We start from the raw sequence: 20,353 nt of genomic DNA, 5'->3' as shown, positions 1-20,353 counted from the left end.
GACAGTCGAGCATTGGGGCGCAGCACGGTGTCCGCGCTCACGGGCCTCGGGCTGATCGCGTACATCGCCTCGCGCATCATTCCGAGCGGCACCGGCGCGATGGTGGTGGGGCTCGTCTCGCTGGTCCCGCTCGGTGCTGCGGTGGTGATCGCGGTCCGGCGCCGACTGGGTGGCGCGATCGTTCCGCCGGTCCTGCTGTTCGTCGGCGTGGCGATCCTCAGTGCTGTGCGGCTCGCCTGAGTCTCTCAGGGGGTCGCAGACGCCTTCGCGGCGGCCTTCGCGGCCTGCTTCGTCGCTCGGACCTCGCTCAGCGACGTCGGGTCGGTCACGTCGGCGATGGAGCGGCGCGCGTCCGGCTCGCCGTACGCGCCGGCAGCCTCGGCCCAGCCCGCCGGCTGGACGCCGCGCTGCTTCCCCAGGAGCGCGAGGAAGATTCTCGCCTTCTGGTCGCCGAATCCCGGCAGGGCTTTGAGGCGCTTCAGCACCGTCTTCCCGTCGGGGTCGCCGTCTGTCCACAGCCGCGTGACGTCGCCGTCGTAGTCCTCCACCACGGCAGCGGCCACGGCCTGGATGCGACCGCCCATCGAGCCGGGGTAGCGGTGGACGGCAGGGGGAGTCGCGCACAGGGCGGCGAACGTCTCCGGGTCGGCCTCCGCGATGCGGTGGACGTCGAGACCGTCCATGCGCGCCGCGATCTTGGCGGGCCCCGCGAAGGCGGACTCCATGGTGACCTGCTGGTCCAGGAGCATGCCGATGAGCAGGGCGAAAGGGTCTTCGGTCAGGAGCTGGTCGGCGGTCGGGTCGCCGGTGAGCCAGAGAGTCATGACGGCATCCTCTCGCGGGTGGGGGAGGATGCGCCCGTGCGATGGGTCGTGGTGGTGCCGGTGAAGCCGGCGGCGGACGGGAAGACGCGGCTGGCCGGGGTGCTGTCCGCGCCGGCTCGGGAGCAGCTGGTCCGGGCGATGGCGCTCGACACGATCGCGGCGGCCATCGACGCGCTGGGGGTGGTCCGCGTGGTCGTGGTGACGGCGGACGTGCCGCTGCGGACTCTGCTGGCAGGAACGGTCGACCTCGTCGACGAGCCCGGCGGTGGGCTGAACGGTGCCGTCCGTGCGGGGATCGAGCGAGCGGCTGGGTACGACGCCGGTGTCGCCGTGCTGCTCGGCGACCTGCCCGCCCTGCGGTCCGACGACCTCACGGACGCCCTGAGCATGGCGAGCGCCCATGAGCGGGCGTTCGTGGCGGACGCCGACGGGACGGGGACGACGCTGCTCGCGGCGCTGCCCGGCGTCACTCTCGATCCGCAGTTCGGGTCGGGGTCCGCGGCGGCGCACGAGCTGGCCGGGCACGTGCGGCTGGCGGTCGTCGCGACGTCGACGGTCCGACGCGACGTCGACGTCCCGGACGACCTCGTCGAGGTCCAGCGGCTCGGCGTGGGTCCTGCGACCCGCGCCGTGCTCTAGCGTCGACGCGTGCGCCTCTTCCGTTGCCCTCGCTGCGGGAACGTGGCATTCATCGAGTCCCTGTCGTGCGCGGGCTGCGGCCTGGAGCTCGGCCTGCACCCGCCGACGCTGACGATGCGTGCCGCACCCGCGCAGGGCACCGACGTCGACGGCGCGTGGTGGTTCCCGTGCGCCAACCGGCTCTGGGAGTGCAACTGGCTCGCGGCGGCCGACTCCGGCTCCGGGCAGTGCATCTCCTGCCGGCTCACCCGCACGCGACCGAGCAACGACGACACGCTCGCGCTCGAGAAGCTCGCGACCGCGTCGGGCGACAAGCGCCGGCTGCTGGTCCAGCTCGCCGACCTCGGGCTGCCGATCACCCCCTGGTACGACCGGAAGGGCGGGCTCGGGTTCGACCTGCTCTCGTCGCGGTCGAACGGCGCGCGCGTCACCATCGGGCACGCCAACGGGATCGTCACGATCGACCTGGCGGAGTCCCTCGACGCGCACCGTGAGGCGCTGCGGATCAGTCTCGGTGAGCCGTACCGGACGATGCTGGGCCACTTCCGGCACGAGGTCGGGCACTACTACGAGTGGATCCTCGTCGAGCAGACGGGCTGGATCGACGAGTGCCGGACGATCTTCGGCGACGAGCGCGCGTCGTACCGGGACGCGATCTCCCGGCACTACAAGACGGGTGCGCCGCGGGACTGGTCGGAGAGCTTCATCTCCGAGTACGCGACGATGCACCCGTGGGAGGACTTCGCCGAGTGCTTCGCGCACTACCTGCACCTGACGAGCACGCTGCAGACCGCGGCCGGTGGACAGATGAGCATCCGGGTCGAGGGCGTGCCGCAGGTCGCCGACGGTGAGGTGAGCCCGCGGCCCAGCTACGCCGACGCGACGATGAACCAGATCCTCGCCGACTGGCTGCCGGTCTCCACGTTCCTCAACCGCGTCAACCGGGCGATGGGCAAGAGCGACCTCTACCCGTTCACGATCGCGGAGCCCGTCGCCCGCAAGCTGGACTTCGTGCACCGCGTGGTGACCGCGTCCCGCGTCGAGCAGCCGCTCGGCTAAGGGAGGCGACCCACCAGGGCGAGCGCGTCGGCGGCGATGCGGGCGGTGGTCGGGACGTCGGTCATGAGGGTCGGCGCGGCGGTTGCCAGCCAGCCCTCGGACCGCAGCGCGTCGGCGGCGTCGGCGTCGCGGTCGTCGACGAGCCACGCGTCCAGCACCCCGTCGGGCCGCCGGCCGTAGTGCCGCGCCACGGCGACCGCGCTGGTCTCGACGCCGATCGCGGTCAGGCACGCGTCGGCCATGCCGCGCACGGGCGCGCCACCGATCACCGGGCTGATGCCGACCACCGGGGCGGCCGTCGTGCGCAGGGCGTCGCGGACGCCGGGGATCGCGAGGATCGTCCCGACGGAGACGACGGGGTTGGACGGCGGGACGACCACCACGTCGGCCTCGGCGATCGCCGCGAGCACGCCGGGTGCGGGCGTGGCCGTCGCGAGGTTCGTCTGCACGAACCGCGCCGCGGGGAGCGCCGCGCGGTGCAGGACCCACCACTCCTCGAAGTGCAGGTCGCGACCGTCGGTGGTGACGACGTGCGTCTCGACCTCGTCGTCGGTCATCGGCAGCAGCGTCACGCCCGGGGACCAGCGTTCGGCGAGGCGGGCGGTGACCTGCGACAACGGCAGCCCGTCGCGCAGCAGCGCGGTCCGGGCCAGGTGCGTCGCCAGGTCCAGGTCGCCGAGCGTGAACCATTCCCAGCCGAGGCCGTACGCGGCGAGGTCGTCGCTGGTCCGTCGGCTCTCGTCGCGACGGCCCCAGCCCTGCTCCTCGTGCACCGCGCCGCCGAGGGTGTACATGAGGGTGTCGAGATCCGGGCAGACGCGGACGCCGTGCAGCCACATGTCGTCGCCGGTGTTCGCGATCACCGTGACGTAGGAACGTTCGCCGACCAGGCTCAGCAGGCCGCGGGTGAAGCGCGCGCCGCCGACGCCGCCGGACAGGACGGTGATCTTCATTCGGACCTCGTCGGCTCGTGGAACGCGATGACCGGTCGGCCGGTGCGGGGGTGCTCGAGAATGTCGGCCTCGACGCCGTAGACCGCGCGCAGGAGGGCCGGCGTCAGGACCTCGCGCGGGTGGCCCGCCGCGGCGAGGTGTCCGTCGGCGAGGACCAGGACGTGCTCGCAGAACGCGGCCGCGAGGTTGAGGTCGTGCAGGGCCGCGACCGTCGTCGTGCCCAGGTCCCGCACGAACGCCAGCAGGCTCAGCTGCGCGCTGACGTCGAGGTGGTTGGTGGGTTCGTCGAGCAGCAGGAGCTCGGGTTCCTGGGCGAGCGCCCGGGCGATCTGCACGCGTTGCCGCTCCCCGCCGGACAGCGAGGACCACGGGCGGTCGGCCAGGTGGTCCGCCTGCGCGCTGACCAGTGCGCGGTCGACCGCGGCGTCGTCCGGGTCGGTGCCCCACAGGCTCCGGTACGGGATCCGGCCGAGCGACACGACCTCGCGGACCGTCAGCGGCACGGTGCTCGTCGACTCCTGCTCGAGCAGGGCGATCTGGCGCGCACGCGTCCGGCGCGAGAGCTCGTGCACAGGCGTCTCGTGGATGAGCACCGCACCCTTCTCCGGCGGGAGGAGCCCGGCGACCAGGCGCAGCAACGTCGTCTTGCCGGCACCGTTCGGGCCCAGCAGCCCGGTCAGGTGACCGGCCGGGGGAGTCGCGTCGATGCCGTCCACCACCCAACGCCCACCGAGGCGGGTGCCGACGCCGTCGAGGGTCAGGTCCATGCCGACCCCTTCCCGCGGCGCAGCAGGAACGCGAAGACGGGGACGCCGATGAGCGCGGTGACGATGCCGACGGGCAGCTCGCGCGGGTCGAACACCGTCCGGGCGAGCGTGTCCGCCCAGATCAGGAAGACCGCGCCGCTCAGCGCCGCGACGGGCAGGAGGCGACGGTGCGCGGGACCGGTCAGCGACGACACCGCGTGCGGGAGGATCAGGCCGACGAACCCGATCGCACCGCTGACCGCGACCATCGCGCCCGTGAGCAGCGCGACGACCGTCATCAGGGTCCAGCGCGTGCGGTCCACGTCGATGCCGAGCGCCGCCGCCGAGGTGTCCCCGAACGCGAACGCGTCCAGCCGCGTCGCGCTCAGCAGCAGGACCGTGCCCACCGCGACCACCGCGATGCCGGCGATCGCGACGGACGCCCACGTCGCACCCGCCAGCGAGCCGAGCAGCCAGTTGAGGATCTCCCGGTAGGAGTCGCCCGTGGAGCTCCAGAAGATGACGAAGCTGGTCCCGGCTGCGGCCATCTGAGACACGGCGAGACCGGCGAGGACGGTGCGTCCCGGCGACAGGGTGCTCCCGGAGCGCGCGAGGGCCAGGGTCGCGACGAGGGCCAGCAGCGCACCGGCGAACGCCGCGACCGGTAGCAGCAGGCTGACGCCGACCACGAGCACCGCGACCGCGCCGAGCGACGCACCCGACGAGAGGCCCAGCAGGTACGGGTCGGCCAGCGGGTTCCGGGTCAGGCTCTGCATCACCGCACCGGCGAGCGCGAGCCCGGCACCCACCGCCGCGGCCGTCAGCACGCGGGGGAGACGCAGGTCCCACACGATCGCGTCGTGCAGGCGCGGGACGCCCTCGACCGGCAGGCCGAGGTGCCCCGCGATGCTGCGCGCGACCTCCGCGACCCCGAGGTCGGCCGGACCGATGGTGACCGTGACCAGCACCGTCACGACGAGCGCCGCCAGCCCCGCGAGGACCAGCAGCGTCAGAGGCGTGCGGCCTCTCACCCCAGCTCGGTCAGCTGGTCGGCCAGGGACGCGACCGCGTCCGCGTTCCGGACTCCGGCCTCGCCGGCTGCGAACGGCACGAGGAGGTACCGCTTCTCCCGCACCGCCGTGAGCTGGCTCGTCGCCGGGTTGGCCTCCAGCAGCGCGATCTTCTTGTCGGCGGTGTTCCAGGTGGCGTCGACGAGCACGATCACGTCCGGGTCCGCGGCCACGACCTGCTCCCAGCCGGCCGACGTCCAGGTGTCGTGCACGTCCGCGAAGATGTTGGTGAGCCCCGCCGCGTCCATGATCATCTGCGGCGCGCCGATGCCCGCCCCGACGTACGGGGTGTCCGTCCCGGAGCTGTACCAGAGCGCGGTCGTCTCGGTGGCCGGCTTCTCGACGCCCTCCAGCGTGGCCTCCTGCGTCGCGATCAGCTCGTCGGCCCGCTCGGGGACCCCGAAGATCGCGGCGACCTCGCGGATCTCGTCGGCGACCTCGTCGAACGTCAGCGGGTCGGGCATGTAGCCCGCCTCCTTGCACGCTGCGGGGGACACGTACGTCGTGATCCCGAGGTTCTGCAGGGCCGCGCGGTCGCCCGCACCGTCGGCCGAGAAGTTGGACTCCCAGCCGCCGTACACGAAGTCCGGCTCCAGCCCGAGCAGCGCCTCCTGGCCGGGCACCTTGTCCGAGACGACCGGGACTGCGTCGTAGGCAGTCTCGTACTCCTGCGGGACCGGGCCGTCCGCGAACGCCGTGCCGATCAGCACGTCCTGCAGCCCCAGCGCCAGGAGCATCTCCGTGGCGGTCGACTTGATGGTGACGACCTTCGTCGGCGGCGCGGTGACCGTGACCTCGGTGCCGCAGTTGTCGAGGGTGACGGGGGTGAACGCGGCGCTCGTCGTAGCGGTCGGGGAGGCCTGAGGGGTGCTCCCGGTGGAGCAGGCCGACAACGTGAGTGCGACGGCGGCAAGGACGAGGACGGGACGGATCCTGGGCATCGGGATGAGGGCTCCGGGGCGGTTGCGGGGCGCGCGAGCACGTCGCTCGCACGCGGGGGTGGGGTGCACGTCGCACCTCCGGAGGGCCGCCCAGGACCGGGCGGCACGACCCGACCACAGCTGGTCAGGTTCCGGGCACAGAGTAGGCCTGGGGGGTGGCGTGTCGGCAAGTGGGCAGCAGCGAGACGGTGCTCACCTCCGCGCAGGTCAGAGTGCTGCGCGGATCGCCTCCGCGTGGCTGTCGAGCTCCGCGCGGGCCGGGTTGGAGCCCCACCGCGCGCTGATCCGGAAGCCGTCGCCCGGGGTGCGGGGGAAGACGTGCAGGTGCGAGTGGAAGACCTCCTGGAACGCAGCCTCGCCGTCGGCGTAGAAGAGGTTGACGCCATCGCTCGGCAGCGGCGACCGCCGCAGCGCGGCGGCGACAGCCCGGGCGACGGCGAACATCTCGGCGGCGACGTCGTCGTCCAGGTCCGCCAGGGTGGGCAGGTGCGCCTTCGGCACGACGAGGACGTGCCCGGCGGTCACCGGGTCGATGTCCATGAACGCCAGGACCGTCGCCGACTCGTGCACGACCGAGGCGTCCAGCTCGCGCGTGATGATCCGGCAGAAGGGGCAGTCCACGGTCGTCATCCGCCGATGATGGCAGCGGACGCCGCTCGTGGCCCGGCGTGGTCGCGTAGGCCTTGCTGTGGTGGGCAGCCCTGGACTAGCATCGAACACATGTTCGAGGATGGCTGCGCGGTGATCCGGGGCTCGGGGAGGTCCCGGATCGCCGTTCACGCCTGTCCTGACCGGCGCGTCCCGTCGTCAGAGCGCCGCCGGTGGCCGACCGTCATCGACCGCCCGGCGCCACGAGCCCGGACTCGTAGGCGAGCACGACCAGCTGGCCCCGGTCGCGAGCGTGGAGCTTCGTCATGGCCCGGTTCACATGGGTCTTGGCGGTCATCGGGGTGATCACCATCCGCGCTGCGATCTCGTCGTTGGTCAGTCCTTGCGCGACCAGGGCCACGGCTTCGCGCTCGCGCGCGGTCAGGTCGCGCAGCGCCGCGCCGCCGGTCGGGTGGGGTGGTCGGGCGACGTACCGGTCGATCAGCCTGCGCGTGATCGACGGTGCCAGGAGGGCGTCGCCGCGTGCCGCGACGCGGACGGCGTGCAGCAGGTCCTCGGGGACGATGTCCTTGACCAGGAACCCGGCCGCACCGGCGCGGAGCGCCTCGAAGACGTACTCGTCGAGCCCGTAGTTGGTGAGGATGACGACGTGCACCCCGGCGAGGTCCGGGTCGAGGGCGATGCGCCGCGTCGCCTCGATGCCGTCGACGACCGGCATCTGGATGTCGATCAGCGCGACGTCGGGCCGGAGCTCACCCGCGAGCGCGACGCCGTGCTCCCCGTCGGCCGCCTCGCCGACCACGGTGATGTCGTCCTCCAGGTCGAGGAGCGCGCGGAACCCGCTGCGCAGGAGCGGCTGGTCGTCGACCAGCAGGACCCGGATCACGGGGTGCCGTCCACGGGGAGGTCGGCCCGGACGGTGAACCCTCCCTCGCTGCGGGCCCGCGCACGCAGGCGACCGCCGAGCGCGCTGACGCGTTCCTGCATCCCGAGCAGGCCCACCCCGGGCACAGGGACGCTGCCGGGGGCCGCCCGGCCGTCGTCGTCGACCTGGACCGAGAGCAGGTCGGGGCGGCAGTCGATGGTCACCGTCGCGGTCGTGGCGCCGGCGTGCCGGGCGACGTTGGTGAGCGACTCCTGGACGATCCGGTACACGGTCCGGCCCACCGCAGCCGGCACGTCGCGTCCTTCACCGCTCATCGTCAGCGTCGCGTCCAGCCCGATCGAGCGGGCACCCTGCACGAGCTCGGGGACGCGGTCGAGCCCACGTGCCGGGGTCAGGTCGTCGTCCCGCAGCGCCGTCAGCGTCGCGCGCAGCTCCCGGGTGGCCTCGCGGCCGGCCTCCTGGATGGCCAGCAGGGCCTCCGGAACCTGTTCCCCGCGCCTGCGAGCGACGTGGACGGCCACCTCCGACTGCACCTTGATGATCGAGATCTGGTGCGTGAGCGAGTCGTGCAGCTCCCGCGCGAGGTGCAGCCGCTCCTCGTCGGCACGGCGTCGCGCGACCTCCTCCCGGGTGCGCTCCGCCTCGAAGGCTCGGCGCTCCGCCTGCCGCAGCGCCTCGCCGGCGGCCGCCGCCGCGATCAGCCACGCGAGCTCGAGAGCGTCCCGGGCGTGCCCGAACGCAGCCCCCGCATCGCTCCCGGAGAGGAGTGCCACCACGGGGAGTGCGGCCAGCATCGCCGCGCTCGCGATCACGGTCGCGGTGCGGTGCCCGGCCCGCATCGCGACGAACACCGCGAACAGGAAGGCCACCGCAGGGACGTCGTAGCCGACGGCCTGGTAGCCCACGGCGCACAGCCCCGTGACCGTCAGGACGGCGACCGGGGCGCGGCGACCGGCGGCGAGCGCCAGCCCGCCGGACGCCAGCAGCGCGAGACCGAGCACGTCGCGGCCGCCGGACGGTCGGTCGCCCGACAGCCCGGCGAGCACGAGCGCCGCAGCCACCCCGATGGCGATCACCGCGTCTCTGACGGGCGCGGGCACGTGCAACCGCCCTGAGCTCATACGGGCACCGTAGACCGGTGCTCCGCCGACCGGATCCTGCTCGGGGACGACGGCCTCCTACCGCGGACGCGGTACCCCGTCGCGCTCCTGCGACGTGCGCGGCAGCGCACAGTGCCCGCGTCCGGGGGACGACCGGCGGGCCGACCGGCGAGAGGCTGCAGAGGACATCCGACGACCAAGGAGAAGGACCATGCGAACACCTCCAGCCCTGACGTCGGTCCGGCGAGTGCTTGCCGCAGCCGGACCGGTCGTCGTCGCCACCTACGTGCTCGCCGCACCGGCGGCGGCGTACGACGACGTCCACGCCGCAGGCGGCAGCCCGTCCGGTCTGACGGCCGGGCGCATCGGTCCCACGATCGTCGCCGTCCTCGCGCTGGCCGGCGTGGTTCTCGGCGTGCTCGCTCTCCGGCGCAGGGCGGGCCGGTCGGGCGCGCTCGGGGCCGTGGCGCTCGGACTGGTCGGCGCGGTGCTCGGGGTGGTGTTCGCCGCGACCGCCGACGGGGGCCTGGGCACGGGGAACGGGCTCGGTGGAGCCGTCGTGGCCGCGGTGCTCGGGGCGCTCGCGGTCGTCCTCGGTGGGCTCGCCCTGGCGCGGTTCCGGCGTACGCCCGCCGCTCCGTCCCGTGGCGGGGCGCGGCCCTCCGTCGCCGTCGACGACCGGTAGTCGACGACCTCCCGGCTCGCGCTCACTCCGCCGCGGCGAGGGCCAGCGCCCGGGCGACGTCCTCGACCTCGGAGCCGACGAGTCCGACGGTGACCCGGACGTGCGCGCGCTGCGTCGGGTCGGCCGGTCCGCCCGCGGCGTCGGTGCTCTCGTTCGACGAGGTCGTCCCGCCGTCGGCGGAGAACGGGGTGCCCGGGGCCACGCGGATGCCGGCGGCCTCGAGGCGGACCAGGGCGGTGCGCTCGTCGTGCACCGGGAGCCAGACGTTGATGCCGTCCCCGGGGTCGATGGCGATGCCGTGGCCGGCCAGGGCGTCCCGCAGGGCTCGGCGGCGCGCGTGGTAGACGCGGCGGGCGTGGGCGACGGCCTCGATGGCGCTGCTGTCGGTGAGGAGGTCGACGAGGACGTGCTGGAGCAGGCGGCTGGTCCAGCCGGGGCCCAGCATGCGGCGGGCGACCAGCCCGTCGAGCACCGAGGCGGGTCCGCCGACGGCCGCGATGCGCAGGTCGGGTCCGTGGGACTTGGAGTAGGACCGGACGTGCACGACGCGGTCGGGCAGGAGGGGCCCGAGGGTGACGTCGCGGGCGGACGCGATCTCGCCGGAGTGGTCGTCCTCGACGACGAGGGCGTCGTGCCGGCGGAGGACGGCGGCGAGCTCGCGGGCGCGGGTGGAGGTCATGCTCACGCCGGTCGGGTTGTGGGCGCGCGGCTGCAGGACGACGACACCCGCCCCGGCGTCGAGCGCCCGCTCGAGCGCGTCGGGCCGCATGCCGTGCCGGTCGAGCGTCACGGGGACGCGTTCGAGCCCGAGCTGGTCCAGCAGGTCGAACAGCGGCGGGAAGCCGGGGTCCTCGACGGCGACCCGTGACCCGTACCCGGCGACGCGTTCCAGGGTGCGGCTGATGGCGTCCAGCGCTCCGTCGACGACGGTGATGCGCTGCGGCGCGAACGGCCACGAGTCGCGCAGGAGCACCTCGAGGGCGGGCACGACGGGGGCGGTGACGTAGGCGCCGGTGTCGGCGGCGGGCCGCTGGAGGGCGACGCGGGACAGGGCGGGACCGATCAGGGGCAGCAGCTCGGGGTCGGGGGTACCGGTCGACAGGTCGAGCCGCGCGGGCGCCCCGCCGGCGAGGTCGCGGTAGCGGGGCGGCAGCCAGCTGGCGGGCGGGGGAAGCACGACGGTGCCGGCACGGCCGCGGGAGATCACGATGCCCACGGCCGAGAGCGCCTGCCAGGCGCCGCTGACGGTCGCGGGGCTGACGCCGAGGTCCGCGGCGAGGTGGCGGACGGTCGGGAGCCGGTCCCCGGGGCGCAGGTCACCGCCCCGGACGAGGCGCGCCACGGTCGCCGCGATGCCGCGAGGGCTGCGGTCGTCGACGTGGGAAGCGAGGTCCATGCGGGTCAGGATGCACGCCCCGGACGCGCCCGCGGAGGGCCGCCCGGAGACGGTGCAGATGTTTACGTGGACGGCGCCGATGTTCGCGTCCGGGTACCCACCAGTAACAGCGCAGAAATGTTCAACCCGGACAGTCACATTCCAGGCTACGGTGCCAAGAACGGGCACTCAGGCGCCGCGTAGGGGCTCCGAGGCCGGTCGAGACAGAGATGCGGAGGAGCCCTATGACCGTCGTACGCGTCGCGTTCACCCAGGCCACCTGGACGGGCGACAAGGAGTCGATGATCGCGCTCCACGAGGCGTGGACCCGCGAGGCCGCCTCGCAGGGTGCGCAGATCATCGCGTTCCAGGAGCTGTTCTACGGCCCGTACTTCGGGATCACGCAGGACACCGCCTACTACGACTACGCGGAGTCCGTGCCGGGGCCGACGACGGAGCGGTTCGCGGCGCTGGCCAAGGAGCTCGGCATCGTCATGGTGCTCCCCGTGTACGAGGAGGAGCAGCCCGGCGTCCTCTACAACACGGCCGCGGTGATCGACGCCGACGGCAGCTACCTCGGCAAGTACCGCAAGCACCACATCCCGAACCTGCCCAAGTTCTGGGAGAAGTTCTACTTCCGTCCGGGCAACCTCGGGTACCCGGTGTTCGAGACGGCCGTCGGCACGATCGGCGTGAACATCTGCTACGACCGGCACTTCCCGGAGGGGTGGCGGGTACTGGCCCTCAACGGGGCGCAGATCGTGTTCAACCCGAACGCCACGGCCCCGGGCATCTCGAACAAGCTCTGGGAGATCGAGCAGCCGGCCGCGGCGGTGGCCAACGGCTACTTCGTCGTCGCGAACAACCGCGTGGGGCTCGAGGACAACGAGTACGGCGACGAGGCAGTCAACTTCTACGGCTCGTCGTACGCGGTCGGCCCGGACGGCAACTACGTCGGCGAGGTCGGCTCCTCCAGCGAGAACCAGCTGATCATCCGCGACCTGGACCTCGACCAGATCCGCGTCGTGCGCGAGCGGTGGCAGTTCTTCCGGGATCGCCGGCCGGACGCCTACGGCCCGATCGTGGCTCCGTGAGCCAGGAGGTCCAGTCATGACGACCCTCATCAGCGGCGGCACCCTGGTCAGCGCGACCGGGCGGACGGCCGCCGACGTGCTCATCGACGGCGAGACCATCGCCGCGGTGCTCGCACCCGGTTCGACGCTGCTGGGCCACGACCTCGCGGCGAGCGTCGACCAGGTCATCGACGCAGGCGGCAAGTACGTGATCCCCGGCGGCATCGACGCGCACACCCACATGGAGCTGCCGTTCGGCGGCACCAACGCGTCCGACACGTTCGAGACCGGCACCCGTGCCGCGGCCTGGGGTGGGACGACGACGATCATCGACTTCGCCGTGCAGCGCACGGGCGAGCGCGTCATGGACGGGCTCGGCGCCTGGCACGACAAGGCCGCCGGGAACTGCGCGATCGACTACGGCTTCCACCAGATCGTCGGCGGCGTCGACGAGGACTCCCTCAAGGCGATGGAGGGGCTCGTCGCCGAGGGCGTGACCAGCTACAAGCTGTTCATGGCCTACCCGGGGGTCTTCTACTCGGACGACGCGCAGATCCTGCGAGCCATGCAGAAGGCCGCCGACCTCGGGCTGCTCACGATGATGCACGCCGAGAACGGCCCGGCGATCGACGTGCTCGCCGCGCAGCTCGTCGCGCAGGGCAAGACCGACCCGTACTACCACGGCATCGCGCGCGCCTGGCAGCTCGAAGAGGAGGCCACGCACCGGGCGATCATGCTGGCCGACGTCACGAACGCACCGCTCTACGTGGTGCACGTGAGCGCGAAGCAGGCCGTCGCGCAGCTGGCGTGGGCCCGGGACAACGGCAAGAACGTGTTCGGCGAGACGTGTCCGCAGTACCTGTACCTCAGCCTCGAGGAACAGCTCGGGGCGCCGGGCTTCGAGGGCGCCAAGTGGGTCTGCTCCACGCCGCTGCGCTCGCGGGCCGAAGGGCACCAGGACCACATGTGGCAGGCGCTGCGGACCAACGACCTGCAGATGGTGTCCACCGACCACTGCCCGTTCTGCATGAAGGGCCAGAAGGACCTCGGCGTCGGCGACTTCCGGGCCATCCCCAACGGGATCGGGTCGATCGAGCACCGGATGGACCTCATGTACCAGGGGGTCGTGACCGGGCGCATCACACTGGAGCGCTGGGTGGAGCTCACGTCGACGACGCCCGCGCGGATGTTCGGGCTGTACGGGAAGAAGGGCGTCATCGCTCCCGGGGCCGACGCCGACGTCGTCATCTACGACCCGGCCGGGCACACCTCGATCGGCGTGGACAAGACGCACCACATGAACATGGACCACTCGGCGTGGGAGGGCTACGAGATCGACGGGCACGTCGACGTCGTCCTCTCGCGGGGGGCGGTCGTGGTGGACGAGACCGGCTACCGCGGGCGCGCCGGGCACGGGAAGTACGTGCCGCGCGGCCTGTCCCAGTACCTCCTGTAGAAGGGCTCACCACATGGACTTCGGTGTCGTGCTGCAGACGAACCCGCCCGCCTCGCGCACCGTCGAGCTGGCCCGCCTGGCGGAGACCCACGGGTTCAGCCATGTGTGGACGTTCGACTCGCACCTGCTCTGGCAGGAGCCGTTCGTCATCTACTCGGCGATCCTCGCGGCCACCCGCAAGGTGATGGTCGGGCCCATGGTGACCAACCCGGCCACGCGCGACTGGTCGGTGATCGCCTCGCTGTTCGCCACGCTCAACGAGATGTACGGCAACCGGACCATCTGCGGGATCGGGCGTGGCGACTCGGCGGTGCGGACGCTGCACGGCAAGCCGTCCAACCTGGCGACCCTGCGGCAGTCGATCGAGGTGATCCGCGAGCTGGCCAACGACCGGCCCGCCTACCTGCACGGAGCCGAGGTGCGGTTCCCGTGGTCGAAGGGGTCGGCGCTCGACATCTGGGTGGCCGCGTACGGCCCGCTGGCGCTCAAGCTCACGGGAGAGGTGGGCGACGGGTTCATCCTGCAGCTCGCCGACCCCGACATCGCGGCCTGGACCATCAAGGTGGTGCGTGACGCCGCCGAGCAGGCGGGCCGGGACCCCGACGCGATCCAGTTCTGCATCGCGGCCCCGATGTACATCGGCGAGGACTCGCCCGACAGCAGAGCGCACATGCGTGAACAATGCCGCTGGTTCGGGGGCATGGTCGGCAACCACGTGGCCGACATCGTCGCCCGGTACGGCGCGGACTCGTCGGTGCCGAAGGCCCTGACCGACTACATCACCGGCCGGCAGGGCTACGACTACAACCAGCACGGCCGCGCCGGGAACACCCACGCCGCGTTCGTGCCGGACGAGATCGTCGAGCGGTTCTGCCTGCTGGGCAGCGCGCAGGAGCACGTCGAGAAGCTCGAGGCCCTGCGCGACCTCGGCGTCACCCAGTTCGCCGGCTACCTCCAGCACGACAACAAGGAGGAGACGATGCGCGTCTACGGCGAGCACGTCATCCCCGCGCTCGCGACGCCGGTCGTGGCCACCGCATGACCGATCTGGCCACCACGCTCGCGCCGGAGCGCACCGCGCCGGTACCCGTCCGCCCGCGCGAGCGCTCGACGGCGGGCCGTCGGATCCTCGTCGGGGTGCTCGCGGTCCTCCTGCTCGCCGCGCTGTGGGAGCTGGTCAAGGTCGTCGTCCCGGACGCGGGCGGGCACATCGGGGAAGCGAGCGTGCTGCCGCGGACCGACGACCTGGCGATGCCCCACGTGTGGGACGTCGTCGACCGGGTGCTCCAGCCCGAGACGTCGGCCACCGGCTCGCCGACGGTGCTGAGCGCGATGCTCGCGGCGTGCTGGTTCACGCTGCGGGTCGCGCTCGCGGGCTGGCTGGTGGGGTCGATCGGCGGGCTGCTGCTCGCCGCGCTCATGCAGCGCTGGCAGCTGGCGGAGTCCGCGCTGGTGCCGTGGGTGGTGCTCAGCCAGACGGTGCCGCTCATCGCGCTCGCGCCGCTGGTCGTCGGCTGGGGTGGGCGCATCCACATCGGGACGTTCGAGTGGCAGCGGTGGATGTCGGTCGCGCTCATCGCGAGCTACCTGGCGTTCTTCCCCGTGACCATCGGCGCGCTGCGGGGGTTCCAGTCGCCCCCCGCCGCGCAGGTGGAGCTGTTCCGCGCGCAGGCGGCCAGCTGGAACCGCACGATGCTGTCGCTGCGGCTGCCCGCGAGCGTCCCGTACCTGCTGCCCGCGCTGCGGCTCGGGGCGGCGACCGCGGTGGTCGGCGCGATCGTCGCCGAGGTGTCGACCGGCACGAAGGGTGGCATCGGCCGCCTGATCATCAGCTACGCCCAGTCCGCGAGCGGCGACCCCGCCAAACCGTGGGCTGCGATCGCCGCGGCGGCCCTGCTCGGGCTGGTCGCCGCCGGTTTGGTGTCCCTGCTCGGGCTCGGCCTGGGCCGCTACCGCTATGCGGAGGTCAGATGACGAACGCCGTGGAAGCCCGTGGCGTCGGGAAGGTCTTCTCCTCGCGTTCGGGGGAGGTCGTCGCCCTCGACGGCATCGACCTGAGCGTCGCCGACGGCGAGTTCGTCTCGCTCATCGGCCCCTCCGGCTGCGGCAAGTCGACGCTCCTGCGCCTGATCGCCGACCTCGACACCCCGACGACCGGCGAGCTCACGGTGTTCGGCAAGACCCCGCAGCAGGCACGCGAGGCGCAGGACTACGGCATCGCGTTCCAGCAGGCCGGGCTGCTCCCGTGGCGCACGGTGACGGCGAACGTGGAGCTGCCGCTGGAGCTGCACGGCATCGGCAAGGCCGAGCGCGGCGTGCGAGCCAAGGAGCTGTTGTCGCTGGTCGGGCTCGACGACTTCGCCGGCCACTTCCCCCACCAGCTGTCCGGCGGCATGCAGCAGCGCGTCGCGATCGCGCGGTCGCTCGCGGAGCGGCCCAGCCTGCTGCTCATGGACGAGCCGTTCGGGGCGCTCGACGAGATGACCCGGGAACGGATGCAGACCGAGCTGGTGCGGATCTGTGCGGAGAGCGGGGCGGCGGTCGTGTTCGTCACGCACTCGATCCCCGAGGCGGTGTTCCTGTCGCAGCGGGTGGTCGTGATGTCGCCGCGGCCGGGGCGGATCAGCGCCGTGGTGCCCATCACGCTCGGCGACGCACGCGGGGAGGGGCTGCGGGAGGACGCCTCGTTCTTCGCGGCCGTCACCGCGGTTCGCGAGGCTCTGCACGGCACGCCCGTCACCGCGCGCGGGGCGGACCTGCGATGACCGCCGCCGCCGTCCGCCGCTGGGTCGCCCCCGTCCTGCTCGGGGTCGTCGCGCTGCTGCTCTGGCAGGCGTTCGTCGTGGGTGCAGGCATCAAGCCGTACCTGCTGCCGAGCCCGACGGCGATCGTCGAGCAGCTCGTGCTCGTGCTGCCGCTGGTGTGGTCCGCCGCGTTGGCCACGGGCATGAACGTGCTGGTCGGGCTCGTGGTCGGCAGCGTGGTGGCCGTCGGCGCCGCGATCGTCGCCGCGCGCAGCCGGATGGCCGACACGCTCCTGTCGCCGACCGCGGCGGCCCTGTCGGTCATGCCGATCGTCGCGCTCGCGCCCGCGCTGAACACGATGTTCGGCACGACGTCGACCACCCCGCGGCGGCTCGTCGTGTCGGTCGTCGTCTTCGCGCCGGTGTTCGTCAACATGCTCCGCGGGCTTCGGCAGGTGCAGCCGGTGCACCGCGACCTGCTCAAGGCCTACGCCGCGACCCCTCGCCAGATCACGCGCACGGTGACGATCCCCGGCGCGCTGCCCTACCTGTTCACCGGCCTGCGGATCGCGTCGTCGACCGCCGTGATCGCGGCGATCGTCGCGGAGTACTTCGGCGGGCTGCAGAACGGCCTCGGGTCGCGCATCACGTCCGCCGCGTCGAACAGCGCGTACGCCCGGGCGTGGGCCTTCGTCCTCGGCGCGATCCTGCTCGGACTCGTGTTCTACCTCGCGACCCTCGCGCTCGAGAACGCCGTCGCGAGGCGCCAAGGGGGCTAGACGTCCGCCTGCCACCGCAGCCAGTCGGCCGATATCCGCACAGCACAGCCAACGAGAGGGATGACGATGAGACTCACCAGGCGTACTGCGTGGGGCGCGGCCGCGGTCGGCGTCACCGCCGCGCTCGTCCTGTCGGGGTGCAGCTCCGACGACGGCGGTTCCGACGAGCCCGCGGCCAGCGACTCGGCCGACGGCGGCGAGCTGACCCCCGTCAAGCTCCAGCTCCAGTGGTTCACGCAGGCCCAGTTCGCCGGCTACTACGCGGCCGTGGACCAGGGCTACTACGAGGACGAGGGCCTCGACGTCGAGATCGTCGAGGGCGGCACCGACATCGTGCCGCAGTCGGTCCTGGCCGACGGCTCGGTCGACTACGCGATCGCGTGGGTGCCCAAGGCGCTGGCGTCGCGCGAGCAGGGCGCGGGCATCACCGACGTCGCCCAGATCTTCCAGAAGTCCGGCACGCTGCAGGTCTCGTTCGCGGACAAGGGCATCTCGACCGCGGCCGACCTCGAGGGCAAGACCGTGGGCAACTGGGGCTACGGCAACGAGTTCGAGCTGTTCGCCGGCATGACCGAAGCCGGCCTCGACCCGGCGACCGACGTCACCCTGGTCCAGCAGCAGTTCGACATGAACGCGTTCCTCGCGGGCGACATCGACGCGGCGCAGGCCATGACCTACAACGAGTACGCGCAGCTGCTCGAGGCCGAGAACCCGGACACGGGCGAGCTCTACACGGCCGACGACTTCACGGCGATCAACTGGAACGACGAGGGCACGGCCATGCTCCAGGACGCCATCTGGGCCAACTCGGAGAAGCTCGCGTCCGACGAGGAGTACCAGGAGACGACCGTCAAGTTCATCAAGGCGAGCCTCAAGGGCTGGATCTACGCGCGGGACAACCCGGAGGAGGCCCGGGACATCGTCGTGGCCCAGGGCTCGCAGCTGGGCAACAGCCACCAGCTGTGGCAGACCAACGAGATCAACAAGCTGATCTGGCCGTCGCCGGACGGCATCGGCATGATCGACGAGGCCGCGTGGACGCAGACCGTCGACGTGGCCCTCACCACGAAGAACGACCAGGGGGCCACGGTCATCACGGCCGAGCCCGACGCCGAGGCGTACACCAACGAGTACGTCGAGAAGGCGCTGGCGGAGCTGAAGGACGAGGGCGTCGACGTGTCCGGCGAGGACTTCGAGCCCATCGAGGTCACACTCGAGGCCGGCGGCAACTGAGCACCCCGCGCGCGGGCGTCGAACGGCGCCCGCGCGCGGTCCCGCACCACCGAAGGAGAGGCACCATGACCACCGACGACGACGCGACCGCGCTGCGTCTCGACCGCGACCACGTCTTCCACTCGTGGTCCGCGCAGGCTCATCTGAACCCGCTGGTCATCGCGGGCGGGCTGGGGTCGACCGTGTGGGACCACGCGGGTCGTCGGTACCTGGACTTCTCCAGCCAGCTGGTGAACACCAACATCGGCCACCAGCACCCCCGCGTCGTGGCGGCGATCCAGGAGCAGGCCGCGACGCTCACGACGGTCGCGCCCGCGACGGCGAACCTCACACGCGGCCGCGCGGCCGAGCGGGTGCTCAGCCACGCCCCCGACGGGTTCACCAGCGTCTTCTTCACCAACGGCGGGGCCGACGCCAACGAGAACGCGATCCGGATGGCCCGGCTGCACACCGGTCGCGACAAGGTCGTGTCGGCGTACCGCTCGTACCACGGCAACACCGGCGCGGCCGTGGTGGCGACGGGGGACTGGCGGCGTGTGCCCAACGAGTACGCCCGCGCGCACGTGCACCACTTCGGCCCGTACCTGTACCGCTCGGAGTTCTGGGCGACCACGCCCGAGCAGGAGTCCGAGCGCGCGCTGCACCACCTGGAGCGCGTGATCCAGGCCGAGGGCCCGACGTCGGTCGCGGCCATCCTGCTGGAGACCATCCCCGGCACCGCCGGCGTGCTCGTCCCGCCGCCCGGGTACCTCGCCGGGGTCCGCGCGATCGCCGACCGGTACGGCATCCTGCTCATCCTCGACGAGGTCATGGCCGGTTTCGGCCGGACCGGGCAGTGGTTCGCGTTCGACTCGTTTGACGTCGTCCCGGACCTCATCACGTTCGCCAAGGGAGTCAACTCCGGGTACGTGCCCGCGGGCGGCGTGATCCTCAGCGAGCCGATCGCGAAGACGTTCGACGACCGCGTGTTCCCCGGCGGGCTGACCTACTCGGGGCACCCGCTGGCCATGGGCTCGATCGTCGCCGCGCTCGACGCGATGGCCGACGAGGGGATCGTCGAGAACGCCGCAGCGATCGGCCGGGACGTGCTCGGGCCGGGGCTCGCGGAGCTCGCCGCGACGAACCCGCTGGTCGGCGAGGTGCGGGGGCTCGGGGTGTTCTGGGCCGTGGAGCTGGTCAAGGACCAGGCGACGCGCGAGCCCGTCGACGCCGCGCTGATGGGCCGCATCAAGACCGGCGCGCTGGCCCGCGGGCTGCTCCCGTTCCTCGCCGACAACCGGGTGCACGTCGTGCCGCCCTGCGTCGTCACGCCCGACGAGGCCGCGACCGGTCTCGGACTGCTGACCGAGGTCCTCGCCGAGGTCGCCTAGCCTGTCTCGCTGTTCACCACCACGTTCTTGGGAGTTCCGCATGAGCACGAGCACGCCCCGACGCGCCCTGGTGACGGGCGCGTCCTCCGGGATCGGCGCCGCCACGGTCCGACGACTGCGCGCGGAAGGCTGGGACGTCGTCGCGACCGCCCGCCGCGCGGACCGCCTGGCCGCGCTGGCCGAGGAGACGGGCGCGACCACCGTCGTCGCGGACGTGACGGACGACGCCGACGTGGCGCGGCTCGCGGAGCAGGTGGCCGACGGCGGCCCGCTCGACGCGCTGGTCAACAACGCGGGCGGCGCCTTCGGGCTCGACCCCGTGGAGTCCGCGGACCTGGACCACTGGCGCCAGATGTACGAGCTCAACGTGATCGGCACGCTGCGGGTCACGCAGGCGCTGCTGCCGCAGCTGCGCGCAGGCGACGGCGGCGACATCGTCGTCGTCACCTCGACCGCGGCGCACGGCACGTACGAGGGTGGCGCCGGCTACGTCGGCGCCAAGCACGCCGAGAGGATGCTCGCGACGACGCTGCGCTGGGAGATCCTCGGCGAGCCGATCCGCATCATCGAGATCGCGCCGGGGGCCGTCGCCACCGAGGAGTTCTCGATGGTCCGGTTCGACGGAGACAGCGAGCGGGCCGCGGCCGTGTACGCCGGGTACGAGCCGCTGGTCGCGGACGACATCGCCGACGCCATCGCGTGGTCGCTCAGCCGCCCGGCGCACGTCAACATCGACCTCCTGGTGGTCCGGCCGCGCGCGCAGGCGAGCAACAACCGGATCGTGCGGACCGACCCCTGAGATCGACGGGGC

At 72.6% G+C, this 20,353-nt stretch carries 22 protein-coding genes; 13 read left to right on the top strand and 9 right to left on the bottom strand.

Features of this window, described 5'->3' with window-relative positions:
* The first annotated feature begins 12 nt into the window (after positions 1 to 12).
* Positions 13 to 240, top strand: coding sequence for a hypothetical protein (locus ASD16_RS20645; RefSeq protein WP_157454051.1), 228 nt, complete (start codon positions 13 to 15; stop codon positions 238 to 240).
* Between the two features lie 5 nt (positions 241 to 245).
* Here the strand turns inward: ASD16_RS20645 and ASD16_RS20640 are convergent, their stop codons facing one another.
* Complete coding sequence (locus ASD16_RS20640; RefSeq protein ID WP_055922575.1) at positions 246 to 824, bottom strand: HhH-GPD-type base excision DNA repair protein; 579 nt, start codon at positions 822 to 824, stop codon at positions 246 to 248.
* A 36-nt stretch (positions 825 to 860) separates the two neighbouring features.
* Here ASD16_RS20640 and cofC point away from each other — a divergent pair, with 36 nt between their 5' ends.
* Both cofC and ASD16_RS20630 read left to right on the top strand, forming a co-directional pair.
* Positions 861 to 1,463 carry a 2-phospho-L-lactate guanylyltransferase gene (cofC, locus tag ASD16_RS20635; RefSeq protein ID WP_082571033.1) on the top strand — a complete coding sequence of 201 codons (603 nt, stop codon included), beginning with the start codon at positions 861 to 863 and terminating at the stop codon, positions 1,461 to 1,463.
* 9 nt (positions 1,464 to 1,472) lie between these two features.
* Positions 1,473 to 2,522, top strand: a complete 1,050-nt coding sequence (locus tag ASD16_RS20630; RefSeq protein ID WP_082571032.1) for a putative zinc-binding metallopeptidase — start codon at positions 1,473 to 1,475, stop codon at positions 2,520 to 2,522.
* Here the strand turns inward: ASD16_RS20630 and cofD are convergent.
* The 7 genes from cofD to ASD16_RS20595 all read right to left on the bottom strand — a co-directional run bounded on the left by cofD (position 2,519) and on the right by ASD16_RS20595 (position 8,848).
* Positions 2,519 to 3,475 (bottom strand): 2-phospho-L-lactate transferase, encoded by a 957-nt coding sequence (gene cofD / locus ASD16_RS20625; protein ID WP_055922405.1) that lies wholly within the window; start codon positions 3,473 to 3,475, stop codon positions 2,519 to 2,521. The genes ASD16_RS20630 and cofD overlap by 4 nt on opposite strands.
* A complete protein-coding gene (locus ASD16_RS20620) occupies positions 3,472 to 4,242 on the bottom strand; it encodes a putative F420-0 ABC transporter ATP-binding protein (protein WP_055922402.1) in 771 nt (256 codons plus the stop codon). The genes cofD and ASD16_RS20620 overlap by 4 nt, the downstream gene beginning before the upstream one ends.
* On the bottom strand, positions 4,233 to 5,252 hold the full coding sequence (locus ASD16_RS20615; RefSeq protein WP_200943021.1) for a putative F420-0 ABC transporter permease subunit: 1,020 nt from the start codon (positions 5,250 to 5,252) through the stop codon (positions 4,233 to 4,235). The genes ASD16_RS20620 and ASD16_RS20615 overlap by 10 nt, the downstream gene beginning before the upstream one ends.
* Positions 5,249 to 6,232 carry a putative F420-0 ABC transporter substrate-binding protein gene (locus ASD16_RS20610; protein ID WP_055922398.1) on the bottom strand — a complete coding sequence of 328 codons (984 nt, stop codon included), beginning with the start codon at positions 6,230 to 6,232 and terminating at the stop codon, positions 5,249 to 5,251. The genes ASD16_RS20615 and ASD16_RS20610 overlap by 4 nt, the downstream gene beginning before the upstream one ends.
* A 207-nt stretch (positions 6,233 to 6,439) precedes the next feature.
* Positions 6,440 to 6,862: an HIT family protein gene (locus ASD16_RS20605; RefSeq protein WP_055922395.1), complete on the bottom strand. Its 423-nt coding sequence runs from the start codon at positions 6,860 to 6,862 to the stop codon at positions 6,440 to 6,442.
* A 202-nt stretch (positions 6,863 to 7,064) separates the two neighbouring features.
* Complete coding sequence (locus ASD16_RS20600) at positions 7,065 to 7,727, bottom strand: response regulator transcription factor (protein WP_055922392.1); 663 nt, start codon at positions 7,725 to 7,727, stop codon at positions 7,065 to 7,067.
* Complete coding sequence (locus tag ASD16_RS20595; protein ID WP_055922388.1) at positions 7,724 to 8,848, bottom strand: sensor histidine kinase; 1,125 nt, start codon at positions 8,846 to 8,848, stop codon at positions 7,724 to 7,726. Before ASD16_RS20595 ends, ASD16_RS20600 begins: the two co-directional genes overlap by 4 nt.
* Before the next feature lie 190 nt (positions 8,849 to 9,038).
* Between ASD16_RS20595 and ASD16_RS20590 the strand changes: the two genes are divergently transcribed.
* Positions 9,039 to 9,512 carry a DUF6223 family protein gene (locus tag ASD16_RS20590; RefSeq protein ID WP_055922385.1) on the top strand — a complete coding sequence of 158 codons (474 nt, stop codon included), beginning with the start codon at positions 9,039 to 9,041 and terminating at the stop codon, positions 9,510 to 9,512.
* 22 nt (positions 9,513 to 9,534) lie between these two features.
* On the opposite strand, the gene ASD16_RS20585 is transcribed toward ASD16_RS20590, so the two are convergent.
* Positions 9,535 to 10,908, bottom strand: coding sequence for a PLP-dependent aminotransferase family protein (locus ASD16_RS20585; protein ID WP_055922382.1), 1,374 nt, complete (start codon positions 10,906 to 10,908; stop codon positions 9,535 to 9,537).
* Between the two features lie 224 nt (positions 10,909 to 11,132).
* Here ASD16_RS20585 and ASD16_RS20580 point away from each other — a divergent pair, with 224 nt between their 5' ends.
* The 9 genes from ASD16_RS20580 (at position 11,133) to ASD16_RS20540 (ending at position 20,341) form a co-directional block, all read left to right on the top strand.
* Positions 11,133 to 11,981, top strand: a complete 849-nt coding sequence (locus ASD16_RS20580; protein WP_055922380.1) for a nitrilase-related carbon-nitrogen hydrolase — start codon at positions 11,133 to 11,135, stop codon at positions 11,979 to 11,981.
* A gap of 16 nt (positions 11,982 to 11,997) precedes the next feature.
* Entirely contained in the window at positions 11,998 to 13,416 is a 1,419-nt protein-coding gene (gene hydA, locus ASD16_RS20575) for a dihydropyrimidinase (RefSeq protein WP_055922378.1), read from the top strand.
* 13 nt (positions 13,417 to 13,429) lie between these two features.
* Complete coding sequence (locus ASD16_RS20570) at positions 13,430 to 14,458, top strand: TIGR03842 family LLM class F420-dependent oxidoreductase (RefSeq protein WP_055922375.1); 1,029 nt, start codon at positions 13,430 to 13,432, stop codon at positions 14,456 to 14,458.
* Positions 14,455 to 15,390 (top strand): ABC transporter permease, encoded by a 936-nt coding sequence (locus ASD16_RS20565; protein ID WP_082571030.1) that lies wholly within the window; start codon positions 14,455 to 14,457, stop codon positions 15,388 to 15,390. The genes ASD16_RS20570 and ASD16_RS20565 overlap by 4 nt, the downstream gene beginning before the upstream one ends.
* Positions 15,387 to 16,181: an ABC transporter ATP-binding protein gene (locus ASD16_RS20560; protein ID WP_055922372.1), complete on the top strand. Its 795-nt coding sequence runs from the start codon at positions 15,387 to 15,389 to the stop codon at positions 16,179 to 16,181. The genes ASD16_RS20565 and ASD16_RS20560 overlap by 4 nt, the downstream gene beginning before the upstream one ends.
* On the top strand, positions 16,178 to 16,939 hold the full coding sequence (locus ASD16_RS20555; RefSeq protein ID WP_055922369.1) for an ABC transporter permease: 762 nt from the start codon (positions 16,178 to 16,180) through the stop codon (positions 16,937 to 16,939). The genes ASD16_RS20560 and ASD16_RS20555 overlap by 4 nt, the downstream gene beginning before the upstream one ends.
* 66 nt (positions 16,940 to 17,005) lie before the next feature.
* Entirely contained in the window at positions 17,006 to 18,172 is a 1,167-nt protein-coding gene (locus tag ASD16_RS20550; RefSeq protein ID WP_055922560.1) for an ABC transporter substrate-binding protein, read from the top strand.
* A gap of 65 nt (positions 18,173 to 18,237) precedes the next feature.
* Positions 18,238 to 19,542, top strand: coding sequence for an aspartate aminotransferase family protein (locus tag ASD16_RS20545; RefSeq protein WP_055922366.1), 1,305 nt, complete (start codon positions 18,238 to 18,240; stop codon positions 19,540 to 19,542).
* 40 nt (positions 19,543 to 19,582) lie between these two features.
* On the top strand, positions 19,583 to 20,341 hold the full coding sequence (locus ASD16_RS20540) for an SDR family oxidoreductase (RefSeq protein WP_055922364.1): 759 nt from the start codon (positions 19,583 to 19,585) through the stop codon (positions 20,339 to 20,341).
* Positions 20,342 to 20,353: the final 12 nt, after the last annotated feature.

Source organism: Cellulomonas sp. Root485 (assembly GCF_001426705.1).
Lineage (GTDB): Bacteria > Actinomycetota > Actinomycetes > Actinomycetales > Cellulomonadaceae > Cellulomonas.
This window is presented reverse-complemented; position numbering and strand designations above follow the sequence as displayed.

Excerpts from the sequence above, each read along its gene's own strand:
- ASD16_RS20640 (WP_055922575.1), bottom strand. The coding sequence starts at position 824 with ATGACTCTCTGGCTCACCGGCGACCCGACCGCCGACCAGCTCCTGACC.
- cofD (WP_055922405.1), bottom strand. The coding sequence starts at position 3,475 with ATGAAGATCACCGTCCTGTCCGGCGGCGTCGGCGGCGCGCGCTTCACC.
- ASD16_RS20620 (WP_055922402.1), bottom strand. The coding sequence starts at position 4,242 with ATGGACCTGACCCTCGACGGCGTCGGCACCCGCCTCGGTGGGCGTTGG.
- ASD16_RS20610 (WP_055922398.1), bottom strand. The coding sequence starts at position 6,232 with ATGCCCAGGATCCGTCCCGTCCTCGTCCTTGCCGCCGTCGCACTCACG.
- ASD16_RS20605 (WP_055922395.1), bottom strand. The coding sequence starts at position 6,862 with ATGACGACCGTGGACTGCCCCTTCTGCCGGATCATCACGCGCGAGCTG.
- ASD16_RS20595 (WP_055922388.1), bottom strand. The coding sequence starts at position 8,848 with ATGAGCTCAGGGCGGTTGCACGTGCCCGCGCCCGTCAGAGACGCGGTG.
- ASD16_RS20590 (WP_055922385.1), top strand. The coding sequence starts at position 9,039 with ATGCGAACACCTCCAGCCCTGACGTCGGTCCGGCGAGTGCTTGCCGCA.
- ASD16_RS20585 (WP_055922382.1), bottom strand. The coding sequence starts at position 10,908 with ATGGACCTCGCTTCCCACGTCGACGACCGCAGCCCTCGCGGCATCGCG.
- ASD16_RS20580 (WP_055922380.1), top strand. The coding sequence starts at position 11,133 with ATGACCGTCGTACGCGTCGCGTTCACCCAGGCCACCTGGACGGGCGAC.
- hydA (WP_055922378.1), top strand. The coding sequence starts at position 11,998 with ATGACGACCCTCATCAGCGGCGGCACCCTGGTCAGCGCGACCGGGCGG.
- ASD16_RS20570 (WP_055922375.1), top strand. The coding sequence starts at position 13,430 with ATGGACTTCGGTGTCGTGCTGCAGACGAACCCGCCCGCCTCGCGCACC.
- ASD16_RS20565 (WP_082571030.1), top strand. The coding sequence starts at position 14,455 with ATGACCGATCTGGCCACCACGCTCGCGCCGGAGCGCACCGCGCCGGTA.
- ASD16_RS20560 (WP_055922372.1), top strand. The coding sequence starts at position 15,387 with ATGACGAACGCCGTGGAAGCCCGTGGCGTCGGGAAGGTCTTCTCCTCG.
- ASD16_RS20555 (WP_055922369.1), top strand. The coding sequence starts at position 16,178 with ATGACCGCCGCCGCCGTCCGCCGCTGGGTCGCCCCCGTCCTGCTCGGG.
- ASD16_RS20550 (WP_055922560.1), top strand. The coding sequence starts at position 17,006 with ATGAGACTCACCAGGCGTACTGCGTGGGGCGCGGCCGCGGTCGGCGTC.
- ASD16_RS20545 (WP_055922366.1), top strand. The coding sequence starts at position 18,238 with ATGACCACCGACGACGACGCGACCGCGCTGCGTCTCGACCGCGACCAC.
- ASD16_RS20540 (WP_055922364.1), top strand. The coding sequence starts at position 19,583 with ATGAGCACGAGCACGCCCCGACGCGCCCTGGTGACGGGCGCGTCCTCC.